15 protein-coding genes are annotated in these 15853 nt (G+C 51.7%); 4 read left to right on the top strand and 11 right to left on the bottom strand.

The features are described 5' to 3' along the window. Positions 1-10 precede the first annotated feature (10 nt). From ACR0B8_RS14745 to ACR0B8_RS14755, 3 genes are all read right to left on the bottom strand, one after another. On the bottom strand, positions 11-1900 hold the full coding sequence (locus tag ACR0B8_RS14745) for an SLC13 family permease (protein WP_480658929.1): 1890 nt from the start codon (positions 1898-1900) through the stop codon (positions 11-13). 340 nt (positions 1901-2240) lie between these two features. Continuing rightward, positions 2241-3347, bottom strand: coding sequence for an alkene reductase (locus tag ACR0B8_RS14750; protein WP_226689737.1), 1107 nt, complete (start codon positions 3345-3347; stop codon positions 2241-2243). A gap of 122 nt (positions 3348-3469) precedes the next feature. Continuing rightward, positions 3470-4066, bottom strand: coding sequence for a TetR/AcrR family transcriptional regulator (locus ACR0B8_RS14755; protein ID WP_226689736.1), 597 nt, complete (start codon positions 4064-4066; stop codon positions 3470-3472). Between the two features lie 620 nt (positions 4067-4686). On the opposite strand from ACR0B8_RS14755, the gene ACR0B8_RS14760 reads away from it, so the two are divergent. After that, entirely contained in the window at positions 4687-5055 is a 369-nt protein-coding gene (locus ACR0B8_RS14760; protein WP_226689735.1) for a hypothetical protein, read from the top strand. Positions 5056-5828: 773 nt separating this feature from the next. On the opposite strand, the gene ACR0B8_RS14765 is transcribed toward ACR0B8_RS14760, so the two are convergent. The 4 genes from ACR0B8_RS14765 to ACR0B8_RS14780 form a co-directional block, all read right to left on the bottom strand. Continuing rightward, positions 5829-6329: a lytic transglycosylase domain-containing protein gene (locus ACR0B8_RS14765; RefSeq protein ID WP_226689734.1), complete on the bottom strand. Its 501-nt coding sequence runs from the start codon at positions 6327-6329 to the stop codon at positions 5829-5831. Positions 6330-6404: 75 nt separating this feature from the next. Next, positions 6405-7391 carry a DMT family transporter gene (locus ACR0B8_RS14770; protein ID WP_226689733.1) on the bottom strand — a complete coding sequence of 329 codons (987 nt, stop codon included), beginning with the start codon at positions 7389-7391 and terminating at the stop codon, positions 6405-6407. Between the two features lie 182 nt (positions 7392-7573). After that, positions 7574-8068 carry a GNAT family N-acetyltransferase gene (locus ACR0B8_RS14775; RefSeq protein ID WP_170533818.1) on the bottom strand — a complete coding sequence of 165 codons (495 nt, stop codon included), beginning with the start codon at positions 8066-8068 and terminating at the stop codon, positions 7574-7576. A 365-nt stretch (positions 8069-8433) separates the two neighbouring features. After that, positions 8434-8859, bottom strand: coding sequence for an acyl-CoA thioesterase (locus ACR0B8_RS14780; RefSeq protein ID WP_170414968.1), 426 nt, complete (start codon positions 8857-8859; stop codon positions 8434-8436). A gap of 121 nt (positions 8860-8980) precedes the next feature. On the opposite strand from ACR0B8_RS14780, the gene ACR0B8_RS14785 reads away from it, so the two are divergent. Continuing rightward, entirely contained in the window at positions 8981-9199 is a 219-nt protein-coding gene (locus tag ACR0B8_RS14785) for a tautomerase family protein (RefSeq protein WP_170414971.1), read from the top strand. A gap of 236 nt (positions 9200-9435) precedes the next feature. On the opposite strand, the gene ACR0B8_RS14790 is transcribed toward ACR0B8_RS14785, so the two are convergent. Beyond that, entirely contained in the window at positions 9436-10368 is a 933-nt protein-coding gene (locus ACR0B8_RS14790; protein WP_170361945.1) for a LysR family transcriptional regulator, read from the bottom strand. A gap of 334 nt (positions 10369-10702) precedes the next feature. Between ACR0B8_RS14790 and ACR0B8_RS14795 the strand changes: the two genes are divergently transcribed. Beyond that, positions 10703-12382: a BCCT family transporter gene (locus tag ACR0B8_RS14795; protein WP_170352056.1), complete on the top strand. Its 1680-nt coding sequence runs from the start codon at positions 10703-10705 to the stop codon at positions 12380-12382. 548 nt (positions 12383-12930) lie between these two features. Here the strand turns inward: ACR0B8_RS14795 and ACR0B8_RS14800 are convergent. The 3 genes from ACR0B8_RS14800 to ACR0B8_RS14810 form a co-directional block, all read right to left on the bottom strand. After that, a complete protein-coding gene (locus tag ACR0B8_RS14800; protein WP_170361944.1) occupies positions 12931-13467 on the bottom strand; it encodes a hypothetical protein in 537 nt (178 codons plus the stop codon). Then, positions 13451-14221, bottom strand: coding sequence for a hypothetical protein (locus tag ACR0B8_RS14805; protein ID WP_170361943.1), 771 nt, complete (start codon positions 14219-14221; stop codon positions 13451-13453). Before ACR0B8_RS14805 ends, ACR0B8_RS14800 begins: the two co-directional genes overlap by 17 nt. A 73-nt stretch (positions 14222-14294) precedes the next feature. Beyond that, positions 14295-14810 (bottom strand): DUF805 domain-containing protein, encoded by a 516-nt coding sequence (locus tag ACR0B8_RS14810; protein ID WP_226689731.1) that lies wholly within the window; start codon positions 14808-14810, stop codon positions 14295-14297. A gap of 566 nt (positions 14811-15376) precedes the next feature. Between ACR0B8_RS14810 and ACR0B8_RS14815 the strand changes: the two genes are divergently transcribed. After that, positions 15377-15676 carry a hypothetical protein gene (locus tag ACR0B8_RS14815; RefSeq protein WP_170337109.1) on the top strand — a complete coding sequence of 100 codons (300 nt, stop codon included), beginning with the start codon at positions 15377-15379 and terminating at the stop codon, positions 15674-15676. The last annotated feature ends 177 nt before the right edge of the window (positions 15677-15853 follow it).

Consider the following 15853-nt stretch of genomic DNA (forward strand, 5'->3'; position numbering starts at 1 on the left):
AAGAAGCGCATCAGAAGAAGAGCGCAAGTCCGGTCATTGAGACAACCAAGAAAAGTAGAGTCATGATTCCACCCGAGCGAACGAAATCGACCACCCGGTAGCCTGCCGGGCCCATGATCAACGCGTTCACCTGGTGTGTTGGAATCAAAAATGAGTTGGACGTTGAAATTGCCACGGTGAGAGCGAAGACGGCTGGGTTTCCACCTGCTGATACCGCAATAGAAACGGCCAGTGGAACCAGCAGAACAGTTGCGCCTACGTTGGACATCACCAGCGTGAACGCTGTTGCCAAAACGGCGATCCCTGCTTGCAAAGACCAGAGCGGCCACCCCTTCAGGAGGGCCAACACATGCGCTGCAATCCAATCCGCAGTGCCGGTGTTCTGAACCGCCTGGCCCAACGGGATCAGCGAAGCCAGTAGAAAAACTGTGCTCCAACTAATCGATTCGTAAGCTTCGTCTATCGAGAGCACCCGGCTCAAAACCATCCCAATAGCGCCGATCAACAGGCACAATGACAAGCGCAGATCGGAAAACAGGATTAAGCTCAACGCTATTAGGAAGAAAGCAAGCGCCCATCCGACTTTGTGTGGACGTAACTCTTCTTGGGGAAAATCCGAAGTAACGACGACAAAATCCCTGTCCGACTTAAGCCGTGTCAGACGGTCCCACTGCACGTGCACCACACACGTATCACCAGCTTGCAAAGGGACTTGCCCGATATGCGTGGCTGAATGATCCTCAGTTTCAACGTGGCTCAGTGTTTCCTCGCCGCGCTGAATGGCCAACAGAGACAATCCGTGTGTCTGACGGAGGCGCAGATCAATCGGAGTCTGGCCAATGACCGATGAACCGGGCGGAATAACAACCTCTGCCACCCCTGATTGAGTCGCCGCGAAATCATCTGCAAAGACATCTAGTTGGGGTAGTATCTCTAAGCCGTAAGGCTCAGCGAACTGATGCTCAACCACCCGACGCAGGCCAAGCACTGCGAGCCGCGCCGGGGCTTCGATCTTTGTATCAGCCATCGGCGCGATGACCTTGTGGCCGCGATAGGATGTACCGAGAATGTAAATATTATGGGCGACCATGACATCCGCGAGCGTTTGTCCAATCAAGATCGAGCCTTCTGGAACACGAATCTCGAACATGTCGGCCCTAAGCCCATAGGTGTTTTCTACATAGGTCTGCATGGACCGAGCTGAGCTTGCGTCTTCTCCACGTTCTCGCTGCGCTGGAAGGACCCAACGACCAAAGAGCACAAAGTAAAGCACCCCTGTCAGCACCAGCATCACACCGATAGGCGTGACTGAAAACAACCCAAATGTCTCCATTTGTTGGTCAACCGGAAGGGATGAATTTGCCGAAACGATCAAGTCATTCAACAGGATGAGGGGCGACGACCCGACCAATGTGATCGTACCACCCAGAATCGCGCAAAACCCCATGGGCATCAGCAACCTACTCATCGGGATTTCCGTACGTGCTGAGATGCGGCTAACAACAGGCAGAAAAAGCGCGGCAGCTCCGACGTTCTGCATGAAAGAGCTGATGACACCAACCGTTGTTGAAATTATGGGGATTATCCGGGCCTCTGTCGTGCCACCATTCTTGAGGATCAAGGCCGCGACCTTTGACATAAGTCCAGTCTTATCAAGCCCAGCCCCAATTACCATCACTGCGATGATGGACATCACAGCGTTGGAGGAGAAACCTTCAAAGAGCTTGGATATATCGGCTAGATTACCTAGCCCCGGTAGATAGCTCAGTGCGCCAAGCAGTACCATTACAAGAATTGCTGCGACATCGATCCGTATAATCTCGGTAACAAAAAGTAAGACGGTAAAAGACAATAGACTCAGTACGGCTATCATTTCGTACGTCAGTGTTGGTAATTCCATATCGTACTCCCAACCTAACGTTACCTGACCAGCAGCAAATACGAAGAACCAACTCTGCGCGGCAGATAAGTCCAAAATCTATCACGTCGGCTCACGCAGCTCGATTTCTCGGACGTGGTATCTGCTGAAATCTGGATTTCGCCAACTCAAAGAGACGCTGATGATAAACTCAAAAGCCTATCTTAATCACCGCAATCGGAGGGCAGCAGTCCATTCGTAGACTTGTGACAGAACCCCGCTTCAAGAAAGGGTATTGCCGTACCGGCGAAGTGAGCGCGTCCAAACCGGCGCGCTCACTCTATTTGGTATCGCCTGTTACCAAGGAGTTAAGAGTGATGCATCACTCTGCGGCAACCGCTTCCTCTTCCAGTCCCGGGTAATCGGTGTACCCTTTTTCAGTGCCGCCGTAGAGAGTGGTTGGATCGAGCTCATTCAGCGCGGCGTCTTTCTCCAGCCGGTTGACAAGATCCGGGTTGGAAATAAACGGCCGACCAAAGGCCACCAGATCGACGGCTCCGGTTTCAACCGATTCAATCGCCATTTCGCGATCATAAGCGTTGTTGCCCATTTTCGCACCGTCAAACAATTCATAGAGCGCCTTCAGATCACCACCTTCCGGAATATCGCGCGGGCCGCCGGTTTGTCCTTCTACGAGATGGAGATAGGCCAACCCATAGCTATTCAACAATTTGATCGCATGGGAGAACGTTGCCTGCGGGTCGCTGTCGGAGATGTTGTTGGCGTCCGAGAACGGGCTGAGGCGAACACCAACGCGGTCGGCGCCCCACACGTCGACAACCACGTCCATGACTTCCTTCAGGAATCGCGCTCTGTTCTCGACAGGACCGCCGTATTCGTCTTCACGCCTGTTGGACTCGTCCCGCAGAAACTGATCGATCAGATATCCATTGGCAGCGTGGACCTCGACACCGTCGAAACCAGCCTCTTTGGCGTTTTCCGCGGCCCTCCGGTAGTCCGCAACGATGCCAGCAATTTCTTCGATGGCCAGAGCCCGCGGTTCAGATGTTTCAACAAACTGCTCACCATCAAACGTCTTGGCCTTGGCTCCAATTGCGGATGGTGCAACAGGGGCGCCACCATCCTGCTGCAATCTGTAATGCGAAATCCGGCCCACATGCCAAAGCTGGATTACAATCTTCCCGTCCTTGGCATGGACGGCCTCAGTCACTTTTTTCCAGCCGTCGATCTGCGCTTCGGAATAAATGCCGGGCGTCCAGGCATAGCCCTTGCCTTGGGGTGAGATTTGCGAAGCCTCCGTGATGATCAGACCTGCACCCGCCCGCTGGGCGTAGTACTTGGCCTGCAATTCATGGACACTGTCATCCTCGGCTCTTGCCCGGTTGCGGGTCAATGGCGCCATGACAATGCGGTTTTTCAGCTCGATTGCACCAGCTTTGATGCCGGAGAACAGTTTTTCATCAGCCATTGCTGCTTCCTTCTTTGGTAAACTTCGTTCAGATATTATTGGACCAATCAGTCCAATATTAGGTTTACTGTCTTTTGATTGAGTTTGTTTTAGGTTTCATTTCCTTATGGTGGCGGGAGGCCTTATGGCGAAATCACCAACCGGGCTTGCTTCAGGGTTTGCGATATCTGCTCAGCGGGAACGCCCGCCTTGCGCAAGGCTAGTGTTCCGATTGCAAGGGACGCAAAGGCGCGTGCCTTGTCGAGGGCCTGTCCCGGATCCGAAGGCTCAAGCGTTCTCGCAATAATCTCGTCAATATTCTCCAAATGCTGCCGCCCGAGAGCCGCCACTTCATCATCATGAGGAGCAAGTTCCGTCAGGCAGTTGATAAGCATGCAGCCATCACGACCGCCTTGCGGGTTCGCCAAAGCTTCCATTATCGCACCAACAGGGTCATCTCCGCCCGCGTCAGCAACGTCACGCAGCGCTTTCAAACCACGCCTTGAATAGTAGCTGAGGGCTTTGTGAAACAAAGCCTGCTTGTTGCCGAACGCTCCATAGAAGCTGGACCGACTCAAACCCATGGCCTTGGTCAGATCATCCACGGACGCGGTCTCGTAGCCCTTGTGCCAGAATACACACAAGGCTTTTTCCAATGCCTCAGCTTCGTCAAAGGCACGAGGTCTACCTGGACCTGCGGATGATTTGATGTCGCCATTTGGGAGAGTTTTTTTGCTCATGCGCATGATTTGGAATGATTGGTCCAGAAATTCAAGGTGGCGGTAGGAAATTTTTGGAATGGTCAGTCCGTATTATGGCCAGAGAAAGGAATTTAGGTCGGTAGAAATACAAAACCTCCCCATCCCGGTTGGTGTCACGCTAATCTTAGGATCAGGACTGTTTGTCTTTTTGCGGGAGTGTCAGACGAGGAGGATCGTGATCGTAGAAAAGAGAGCCCGCGCTCGGTACTAGTTTCCAACACTGGACTGAGCGACTGGCGGCTTTGTTCAACGCGCTGATCTTGATCACTCACAAACCAGAGATTGGTTCGGTAGATTCATGGCCAATGCCATCATCTTGTGAGGATTACTACTCCAATGAGTAACAAAGCCAGGAATTCAGAACTGGTTTTACGAGCATCAGAACGGCGGGTTATCGTAAGCAAACCAACAATAATTTCAGCGCGCTAGGTAAAAAAACGAGGTTAGCTGAAGTTTAATTTGCCCAATGTGAACTTCTTAACTTTGGTTAGAACGGTTTTTTGGCAGTATCGTTTCATGAGTTGTTAGTGAGTTCAGTGAGTGAGTAGATGTATTTGCATAATTTCGAGGGGCATTGTTGCGCGGTCAATGACATCCGGATGGATGATTTTGCGCGTGAGTATCCGTTGCTGGACGATGTAGGCGTGCACGCACAATGGCAGAATGGCTCCTGGCAGATCACGCGGATAGCCGACATCTGGACACGAACCGGAAAGGTGCTTTCTTTACCTTACAAAGGAGCCAACGCCTATCCATCTTTCCAGTTTGCTCAGGATGGAACCCCGCTTCCTTTGATGGAAAAAGTATTGAAAGCCCTGCCGCGTGAAATGACCCCGTGGCAATGCGCGTTCTGGTTAACCTCACCCAAATTGGAACTCGGAGGGGAAAGCCCGGCAAATCGCATTCAGATCGGCGATGATTGCATAGTCGGTATCGCAGGCGATGCTGGTGGTCTGAAGGCAGCTTAGTGTTAGCTTTTGGTCACTCATACGTCGTACAGCATCTGGCAAATTCGTGTCTCCCCTGCTTTTTCTGCCTCCGGCAAGAGTAGCGAGATCAGGGCACTTAAATGTCCATTCTCTTCTGAGAATTCAGAGACAATACCAAGCAGCCCATCCATAAATACGAATGGCCAAGAGCATACTGAAATACGGGTATTAACTAGGTCTTCGAATATCGATACCCGTTGGAGAAAATCCCACCGACAAGTACAACTGCTCTGCAAATCTGTTTTCTGCCGCTACGCGTAGCGGAAACTCAACAAACTCGGTTTCTGCATATTTCTGTCAAACAGACTTCACCGCTCAAACACAGCCATCATCTGCCTGCGCAATCGCGCCAGATCCTCATCCACACTAGCGGTAGGATCCCGGCTCAGGGTGTGACTGGCTGAATCAAGGGGCATACACGCCGGAGCAGCGTTTGGTATCTGGTTCGAAAAATCGCGGAGTTGGCAATTCGGGAGATTGAACCAACTTCTGGTAATAAGCACGGCGTGTCGCCAGACGTCACCTAAAGCAACGCACAGGTAGGAATTTCGGTGCCAGTCTCCCGTCATTCCACACCAGTGCAAACTACTTGCGCCGGAGGACTAGGTCGTTTGCAGAATTGGAGCCTCTCCTGAGGAAGCGCTCGCACGCCCGACAACTAGCTTTTTCGGGGTCATGACAAATAGCTCAAAGTTAGCAATTTGCCCAAACGTCTCAGATCCAGCGGGGAATAAGAATGTCAGAGCGGGGCTTCATCCGCAGTACTTTCTTACTTCAGTATCCCTTAACCCGGTGTCCACAAGCATGCATTTGTTTCGCGCCTCGTAATAATACCCGCGGGCATACCACATGACCGCTTCGGGCTCATTTCCATCTGAAACCATCCAAGCACCACGCAAATATCTAACGGCGTATGTTAGATTGGTCTGAGCGTCCAAGAGGTCGGAAGGCTGTCCGCGAAATCCCATCTGGCGCGCAGTTGCAGGCAGAATCTGCATCAGCCCATAATAGGGACCATTTCGGGCATTGGGGCGGTAGTCGCTTTCTCGCTGGATCACACGGTGTACGAGGCTCCGCGGTACACCGTTTGCGTCCGCAGTTTCGTTGATCATCACGCGCAGCTCAGGGGTTTCACCGGGATAAAGTCGCGTCAAAGGCTCTGCGGGTTCATTGCCGCAAGCGGTAAGAATTAGCGCAGCAAGAATGACTGTGTATCGCATCAAAAATCTCATCTCATTAATGACAAGATTCATCAGTGCTCAACTGTGATTGATATTCAATATCCCAAGGTATTTTTGAGCGGCTTTTGGCCAGAATTGATTTGGCACCTAATACCGACGGTGCACTCTCTTTTCAGTAACAACGTGCCTCTTTTTCTGACGCTCGCGCAAAAAGACAAACAGTCCTGACCCCAAGATTAGTGAAATACCGACTGCGACAGGCAGGTTTGGGAGTTCGCCCCAGATGACCCATCCCCAGAAAATAGCCATGGGAAGACCGACATATTCAAACGGTGCCACTGTAGCTGCGTCTGCCATTCGGTAGGCTTGGCCAAGGCAATACCCGACAATTGCAGAATTGAATCCGAGGCCAATAAACAACCAGCGGTCAGCCCCTTCGGGCCAAACCCACGCACGCAGTAAGAAGATCAGGCTATCGTTCTCGAGCTCGCTCGCAAAACGTCCATCCCCTGCCACTGACCAGAACAACAGACTGACAACGATAAAGCACGCCTGAATGTACACGGCCATTGCTGAGGCTTTGGACTTTGCGCCAAGAAAACGGGTCATCACGTTGTTGAGGGCATAGGTAAATGCAGCAAGAACCGGTAAGGCATACATCAACAGACCAACTTCACGCTCGCCGCCGGTCTCCCATGGGCGAGTCATGATCACCACGCCCAAAAATCCCACAAGCACAGCACCAATCCGCATCGGCCCAACTTTTTCGCCAAGCAATGGGATACTCAGCAAGGTGATCATCAAGGGGGCTACGAAGAAAACAGCGGTGGCTTCCGCCAGCGGCATTACCGCCAGGGCCGTAAAGAACGTCAGATTGGCAATGACAATCAGCAAACCGCGCACAAGGTGAAGTCCCGGCTGATCGGTTTTCAGGATGCGCCAACCGCCCTCCATCTGGACCAGGGCAAAGCTGAACCCGATCCCGATCAACGATCTTGTAAACACCATCTGGTGCAAGGGGTAACCGACAGAAAGGAATTTGATCAGCATGTCATTGACAGAAATCGCCAATATTCCGATCAGCACGAACACAATACCAGCTGTCGGGTTTTGTAGTTTTTGTTCCGCTGTCATGGAGTGCCCTTTCACAGGGCCACTACCATGGGTCAAAGAATAGGTCACGTCGCTTTGCGACATGGCAGTTCGCTCAGATATCCGCGACGCGTATCTGTGACCGGTCTCAGCCCAAACCGGACATTCAAAACTAAACTTTGCAGTTTTCCGAGAAGCGGACAATGCAGCCGTTTGATCTATCGCTATTGGGCGGCTCGAAACATCGGAAATAGGGGTGGGGCTTGGTCGGCTTTGATTAGACCCATCTCTTGAAAACCATAGCGCTTATATAGCGATAGATTTGTAGGGTTTGTCGACTCTAAGTAAGCAGGTCTTCCATCTTCGTCACAACGTTTGAGGCAGCATTCAAGCAACGCGGAACCCAACCCTTTTCCTTGGTGAATTGGGTCGACCGCAATAAAAGCTAAATGCCAGCAGTCCTCATCGGGATGATAATTATCCATCTGCCCAAAGGTTTCGAACAACGCATCATGCTTTTCTGGTGAGACCGTCTGCTCAAAACAGGCGACAAGCCGTTCTTCATCAGGGTGAATGCTTGGCGGAAGCCAAAGTGCGCCAGCGGTGAAATCATCGTTTCGAAACGCGCTGCCCCGTTCAAATGCACGCCCTCCAAAGAAGTCCATTACTCGCGGGAAGTGGGAGAGGAAATCGGCAGGTTCAGGATACAGCCAACGCATGAATGGGTCCGCAGAAAATCCAAGAGCAAGTCCGCTTAACAAACTTTCTGCTTCACTTCGGGTTGATGATCTAAACATGAAATTACCTTTGGTCGTTCCACTTCGAATTCCAAGTTTTAGCATGAGGGCCGTAAATACTTGTTGTCAAATGCGCAAATTATTGTCCTGCTCAAGCAACGATGGATGACTGCATTGGGCTCACAGCAGACATTTTCTGCATACAATGTCTGCGACAGATCGCAGCCCGAAGCGGACCTTCAAAACTGAGCTTTGTCATTCTAGCGATGCTGACCAAAGCCACCGATTGATGTACGGCGCTAAGATTGGTCGGAGTGAACCAGCGCAATTCGGGACTTTCTGGTCATTCAGGTTGGGTTCCCCAACCATTTGGTTGCACGTTCGCGAACGTCATCGGGTATCTCTGTGGCTTGGCGGGTTTCGAGGCTTAGCAGTACGCATTTGAATTCGGTTTCGAACGCTATCTTGTTGCCGTCAGCTCGAAAAAGCCGATGTCTAAAGGTCATGGATTTGGAGCCAATCGCTACAACTTCCGTCTCCAGCCGTATCGATTCACCAGCAGTAAGCTCTGCGCGGAAATCGCTTTGAGCGTTGACTACGGCGAATGAAACACGGCGGCCCGTTCGCATATCGTTTGCGGTTAACCCCATTTCAGATTGAATGGCTAAAACACCGTCGGAACATGCGGCGAAGTACCTCGAAACATTCATATGTCCAAGAAAATCGCAATCCGTTGGATCAACAACCGAGCGAAATGAAACCATTGCTGACATGTAGTTGCTCCTCTCGAACTGCATAGGATTCTTACAAGAATGGGCATTGCATGTCATCTTGTCGAACAATCGACCAAGTATAGACCAGCATTTTGGTAAGTCTTAAGAAATGGAGTGTGCGATGCCCTCAATTGAAATTCAGGTGCTTGAAGGTGTGTTTTCGGCAGAAGAAAAAGGCAAGATAATACAAAATGTCACCAAGGCCTTCGGCGAAGTCGCCGGGCAAACAATACAAAATGGAACGTCTGTCCGGTTGCTAGAGGTAAGCAGCGGTTCATGGGGTTACGCGGGAAACATTCTAACTACACAAGACGCTTTGGAGATGCGCGCCCGTGGTTGACAAAACACCTTAGGACCGGGTCAGTTTTCGGCAGCTTTGGCCCACAGCAGTCACTTTCTACGGGTTGCATACTTGGCTGATTCAGCCAGTAGCCGACATTCGCGACCAGACTTTGCAATTCCGTAAAGCGAGAAGAAAGCAAGTTTTCAATGCCGCTTCATGTTGTTGTAGTATTGCCGTAGCTTTCGAATTGACCTGACATTATGGCCGAGCTGACTGAACAACTCAGCGACGTTCTAATTCGAAGATGCTGCGAGAACTTGATCCGCAATCCAGTCGAACACAAGCCTGGACCCCCTGCCGGAGTTGGTATGACTTCGTGACATTACATAACCAGCATCGCTGAAGACTAAATCGTCCGTAACGGTCACCAGAGACCCCTTGCTGAGCAGATCATCAATCAATCCAATCCACCCCAATGCGACACCTTCACCAGACAAAGCAGCCTGGGTGACCATGTCATAGTTGTTGAAACTGATGTAATTTTTCTTTCTTTTGCCAGTTATGCCCAGGCTATCAAACCATCCTTGCCAGGTTTGCCACGCTGCGGTTGCAGGTTTTGACAGGCTCAGAAGTTGAACGTCCAGCAAGTCCGCGGGATTTTGGATTGATCCAATCTTCTCTAATAGCTGAGGACTGCAAACAGCGGCGACAACCTCTTCCAAGAGTAGTATTTCATCAGGTTTGATCTGGGCTTTGGGTGCAACATGGATACGAATGTCGCAATCGGTATCATCCAGGCCGGGCGGCACAGTGGACGCCAAAATCTGAATTTCAATTTCATCCCCGATTTCCTCTCGGAGGTAACCAAGACGCGGAAGCAGCCAGAATGTTGAGAACGCAAAATCGGCTGAGATTCGAACACTGGGTTTAGTTTTGCGCTCGAGCAAAGAGTTTACCGCAAAATTCATCTGCGTCATTGCGGGTCTGACCACATTCAAAAGCCTCAACCCCTCATACGTCAGTGAAACGCCCCGGTGTTCTCTTTTGAAGAGGACGACGCCCAGATCGACCTCCAAACCTTTTATCCGTTGCGAGATCGAGGACTGGGTCAGCCCGAGAGCGTCGCCGGCACTTGTAAAGTTTCCATGCTTCGCGACCATTTCGAACGCATAAAGCGCCACGAGGTTTCGGCTTAGACTGGTATTAACTCTGTTAATGTCACCCATAATTACTCAGCTACTGCAAAAGAGAGAAAATTTATACCAAAAACTATGCCAATGGGCGCGAGTGCAGCCCTGTGAGAGAAACACGGGAGCCAATGATAACCAAACAAAACCGCGGCCATAGGTGCGGACAGCCATCCGATTAACGAAATTCACACGCGTGCGCTGGCTCTGAGAAGCTAAGAATTTCGGCGCGTTTTAACTCCCCGGACCCAGTGAGATTGACGATGCAACTGGTGTGCATCGTTGGGCTCACTGGTTTCCCGGCAATATGGGCGATCGGGCCAAAACTAGCAGACTGTCCCACCAGAATATCAAAAACAGGGAGAAGTTGATTATGGCGATAAAGCCACCTCTATCAGAACTTCCGATTAAGACCGCTGACAACGGTTTTTATAGGGGGTTCAGTGTTAACGTCACGGTGATCAGTAAGATTATCATTAGTTTGCTGGTCGTCTGGTGCATCGTTTGGCCGACCCAGGCCGGCAGGATCCTTGGCGATTGGAATGCAGCCATTCTGGCTCAGTTTGCAGCTTGGTACATCTGGGTCGTAACCGGGTTTGTTATCGTCTGTATTGGTTTGGCCATCTGGCCAGCCGCAGGACGTCTGAACCTGGGTGTAGAAGGCGAAAAGCCGGAGTTCTCGAATTTCTCATGGTTCTCGATGATGTTCGGTGCAGGTATCGGAGTTGGGATGTTGACCTGGGCGGTGGCGGAACCCGTGGCCCACTTCAAGAACAATCCTTCGGTTATTCAGGGGGTCACTACAGCCCTAGATGCGGACAATGTGCGCACTGCCTACGTGTGGTCCTATCTGCATTGGGGATTGGGCGCTTGGGCGTGCTACGCGATTGCAGGTCTTGCATTGGCATTCTTCAGCTATCGCCGTGGGCTTCCGCTGACGATCCGCTCATCCCTGACGCCGCTTTTTGGTAAGGCGCTTTCGGGCAACCTTGGCCACCTGATCGATATCGTCGCCGTCGTTGCAACCATCTTGGGTGTGGCACAGACGCTTGGCTTTGGTGTTGAGCAGTTCGTTGCGGGCCTGACGCGTATCGGCATCGGCGGCCTGGCAAATACAGACGGTTCAGCCACAACGCTGGGCATCATCGTCGCGTTGCTGGTCATCATGGGGGCTTCGACACTGTCAGCTCTGTCTGGTGTGGGTAAGGGCATCAAGTGGCTGTCGAACATTAATATGGCGCTATCGATCTTCCTTCTGGGTTTCTTCATCCTGTTCGGGGCTACGTTCTTTGGCGCCAAGGCATTCTTTGTCGGCATCTGGGACTATCTGGTTGCTCTGCCCTGGCTCAGCTTCAACGTTTACGCCTCGGATGGCGTAGAAGGGTCTGAATCTTTCCTGCTGGCACAATGGCAGGGCTGGTGGCCGGTGTTTTATTGGGCCTGGTGGATCGCGTTTGCACCTTTCGTCGGATTGTTCTTGGCGCGCATCTCGCGGGGGCGGTCCATCCGTGAGTTCGTGCTGGGTGCGATGATCGTACCGTCGCTGATGTGCTTTGTCTGGTTTGCATGGGCCGGCGGCACCGCTATCGACCTTGAACTGAACGGTGGCGCAAACGGTGTGATCCTGGATGCGGCCAATGGTGACAAGATCTTTGCCATGACCACCTACATGCTCGCGCCCATAGCCGAGTTCCTGGCCTGGGCCATGGCGGTTGTGATCGTGATTTTGCTGATGACCTTCCTTGTCACTTCGGCTGACTCGGCCGTGTTAATCGTGAATACGATCAACGCGGCTGGTGACGAGGGGCCCAAGGCACGTCCGCATATCATGTTCTGGGGCGCTGCGCTGGCATTGGTGGTTGGAGGCCTTCTGATCTCAGGTGGAACCGGGGCCATTCAGACCGCTATGGTAATCGGCGCATTACCTTTCTCTATCGTCATGGCGCTGATGTGCATTGCTTTGATAAAAGCGATCTGGAACGATGGGCGCCGCGAAGCGGCTGGCATTGCATCAACTGTTGATCCCGAAACATCAACGATGCCAGCCGAATAGTACTCGCGTATCTAAATGTGACCCTGGGACGAAAAAACCGGGGTCACAAATATGATGGCAGCCGAAACAGAAATCTATCAAAAATGCGGGTTTTAGCGCCGCATATTGATTGCTTGATCATTACCGAAAATACGTCTTTGGTTGAACTTTGCAGAGTCTGCTTTCTGCGCAGAATGTTCAAACTGCCTGAGAACCCAAAACTGGGATTCCAGAAGTCACATTGAGCATGAACCCCAGCAACACTGCTCACGTTTAGTTACGACCCGGATTGCGATGTCCATGCAGTAAGGTGTTTCTGTAGCGTCCCAACCAGCAGGCAAGTTCGCAACAACAAGAAACCTTTATTGAATCCCTTCAGAGACTGTAGGTGCGCTCATAACGCTGCATTCCCAACATTGATTTCATTGAAGAAAATCTTGGAAGCTTGCCCATAACTCTGCGCGGTATTTGCGCATAACTTTGTACAATTTGCCCATAAGTTTGCGTGCCACAGAGAACCCATCGAACAAACCAGCTCCTGTGGCTTATCTGCAATTTTCAAGTGCAACTTATTCCCAATCGCCAGCAGATGAGCGCCACGTCTTAGCGTCCGCATCCCAAACACTGGCGGTGACGCAAGGCGTTGGGTTTATTCCGTCGCAATTGGATCCATGAATATCCGCAACAACAACGCGTTGACGCCCAAAATCAACAACCGTCCAGCCCTGGTTGAGCAAGGATTGAACCTCCTCTTCAATCAAGAAGTGCGACATGCATCCGCCAGTTCCGCAGTAAAGAGATGCGGCGCTCGAACACGCAAAACCAGACTCATTCAAAACCCAGTCGCGTTGTAGGTCTCCGTCGAGATCGACCCTTTCAACCGCACCCCAATCTAAGTCAAACTGACCGTCGTTGAACTCCGCGCATGCCTGCGCCGCCAGATCAACCTTTGCTCGCAAACCGGTTGGAAGTCGCGAAACGTCAGCCGCGACAACTGGTGAGGTCCAAACCAGGCCCGAACCCAGCAGGATCGCAGATACCAAACGTTTCAAGTAGCTTGCCAATTGGGAAGCCGGTTGGAAGGTGGCTTCAGTTGCATTGTTCATACCTGTAGTCCCCGTATTCCAGCCAGTTTGCCGAGCCTTCGTTAAAAATCAGAAATTCGGACCTGTCTTCACCAAGAAGGGCGACGACAAATCCGGCCGGTGGCTCAGAGTTTCCGAAGTAGCTGTAGGCTGTCATGGCTCTGATCGACGCGCCGTTAACCGTTACTCGCGCGTCCCACTCTCCCTCCGAATTGTCCAAAATTACGGGTTCGATCACGCGTTTTTTCGCTCCACCACCACAATAGACGATGCCTTCGGGTGCTTCGTAGGAGGTCCCCTGGCTAGCATCCGAGTTGCACGCGGAACGAAGGGACCGAATTGCCACGCCGGAACCTTGTAAGTCAAAGATTCCGTAGCTGACATCTTGATCAATCATAGACAGATTAACGGATGCATTGGCCGCAAGCTGGTCCAGTACAAAACCATAGTCCTGCTGACTATTGAAACTGACCTCGACGGGATAGTTGTCGACGATCTGCAAGGCAGCGTTTTCTGCGCCAACCTGAAATGCTCCAACTTCGGTGGTGCCGTTCTTCAAAAATCGAATGGAAAGCCCCTGCTTCTCCACAATGTCCTGGCTGTCCTCATATCCAGCCGGTGCAAAGCGGATACGGTTACACTGTAGTTCCAGCGTCATGTTTCCAGATTGAATAAATGCATTGGGATTGGGCCCGGAACTAAACGACCACTCCGCTGATGCTGTAGTCGCCATAACCACCATCAGCGTCCCAGTGGAAATCGTTTTGAAACTCATTTTCTCTCTCCATAGTGTTACGGTTCGCACTGCTATTCAGCAGAGAGTCCGGCCAATTGCCCGGGCAGCCAGGTCAGGAAACAGGTTCGCCGTATTCGTTTGCGCCTTCTTCCGAAGGGCGCGTCAACCACCAGATCATCAGAATGGACAGAACCAATTGAAGAATTGAGACAACAACAATACCGGACACGCCCAGGACTGCCGCAGGTCCTCGCAATGCGTCAGGGTTCTCGGTCCCTTGCTCCAATACCGAGAAGAACGCCACCCCACCCAGCATAACAAAGAGCGTTGTAATGCTGAGCGCCATCGGCAGCAGCAAATACCAGCCAGGTCGTCCTGTATCATGCAGTCTCCGCCAACCGGCGGCCAGCATAGGTATGAGAACAGCCAGTTGGAAAACAGAGGACAGAACCCGAGATCCTTGCCCTGTTTCGGGGTTGGTCCCGAATATGATCGTATCCAGCACAGCTAAAGCAGCGCTCGCTAGAACCACGAACAAGAAGAACCACCAGTATTCTGAGCGTAAAGCCCGACCGGAGAACTGGAAGTATTTTGAGAAACACGTTTTTACTGCTTCGCCAAATCCCATATTTCACTCCTTTCTTACTTTCTGTGCGGTCTCAAACGCTTCGCCGTTAAGGAGAACCCACTCGCCCCTAAGGATGCTCCCTTTTACCTTTTTTGAAAGCAAACGCTTATCATACGAGAGCGTAGAGAAATTTACGCGCGGAAAAAATGTTGATTTATGAAAAAATAGATTCAAACATGCGAATTCGACACAACTTTCATTTTACCTCCGTTGTTGTCGTTGCTGCTCGATGTGCCGAGCCCTTCCGACTGCTGGAGTGAGTGCTGGCGGTCGGAAGGCACTTTACAATGATTGAGCGCTGGGAGGACGCGATGCTCAGACTTAACGTACTCGCCCTCTTTTCAGAGTTTGCTCTAGCTCTTGCCAGCGACGTCATTCGGCCATCACGCGTTGTTGGCGGTCTTGGCAGTCAACGAAATATCGTTCCGCCGACCAAGCCCGCCGCAGCAAGTTTTGGGAAAGGTATTCACAGGATGGAAGCATGTTCTGTCGGGTACTCAGACGCGAGAGCTTCAAACAAGCGCATCCAATTTCACTAATTTCAAGGGAACCAGAGGGAGAAGAAAATGTCTAACAAGATGGTGATGATTGCGGGCGCGACATGTTTCGCACTGCTTGCGGCCTGCGACGATACGAGTACATCAAGCGCGTCCGCCGAGCTCACGCCGGCTCAGCAGGCGTGTTTGCGAGATGTAGCCAATACGACAAACAATTCGCAAGTCGTGGTGCTCTCATCCGCGTTTAGCGAGGCGGGAACACAGGTCACTGTAGGCGTTGGCGAGGATCGTGCTCCTTGGAATTGCATTGCTTACAGTGATGGCGCGACAGCTGGTATCGAGTTCCTGGGCGACGAAGGCGCATTGTGATCTGTTTGGTGCGCAGCTGAATACGGCTGCGCAGTACTGGCTTGATCTGCTGAGGCTCGACTTGGTTTGTAGAACCACCATCATCGTATTCGCGGTCCTGTACCTGTTGGCGTTGGTTGCATTCTTGACGGGCACATTTGGCTGGTTGGGACAGGAACGAGACCCTTTGTCCGGAGT

This window comes from Ruegeria sp. BH6 (assembly GCF_056538105.1).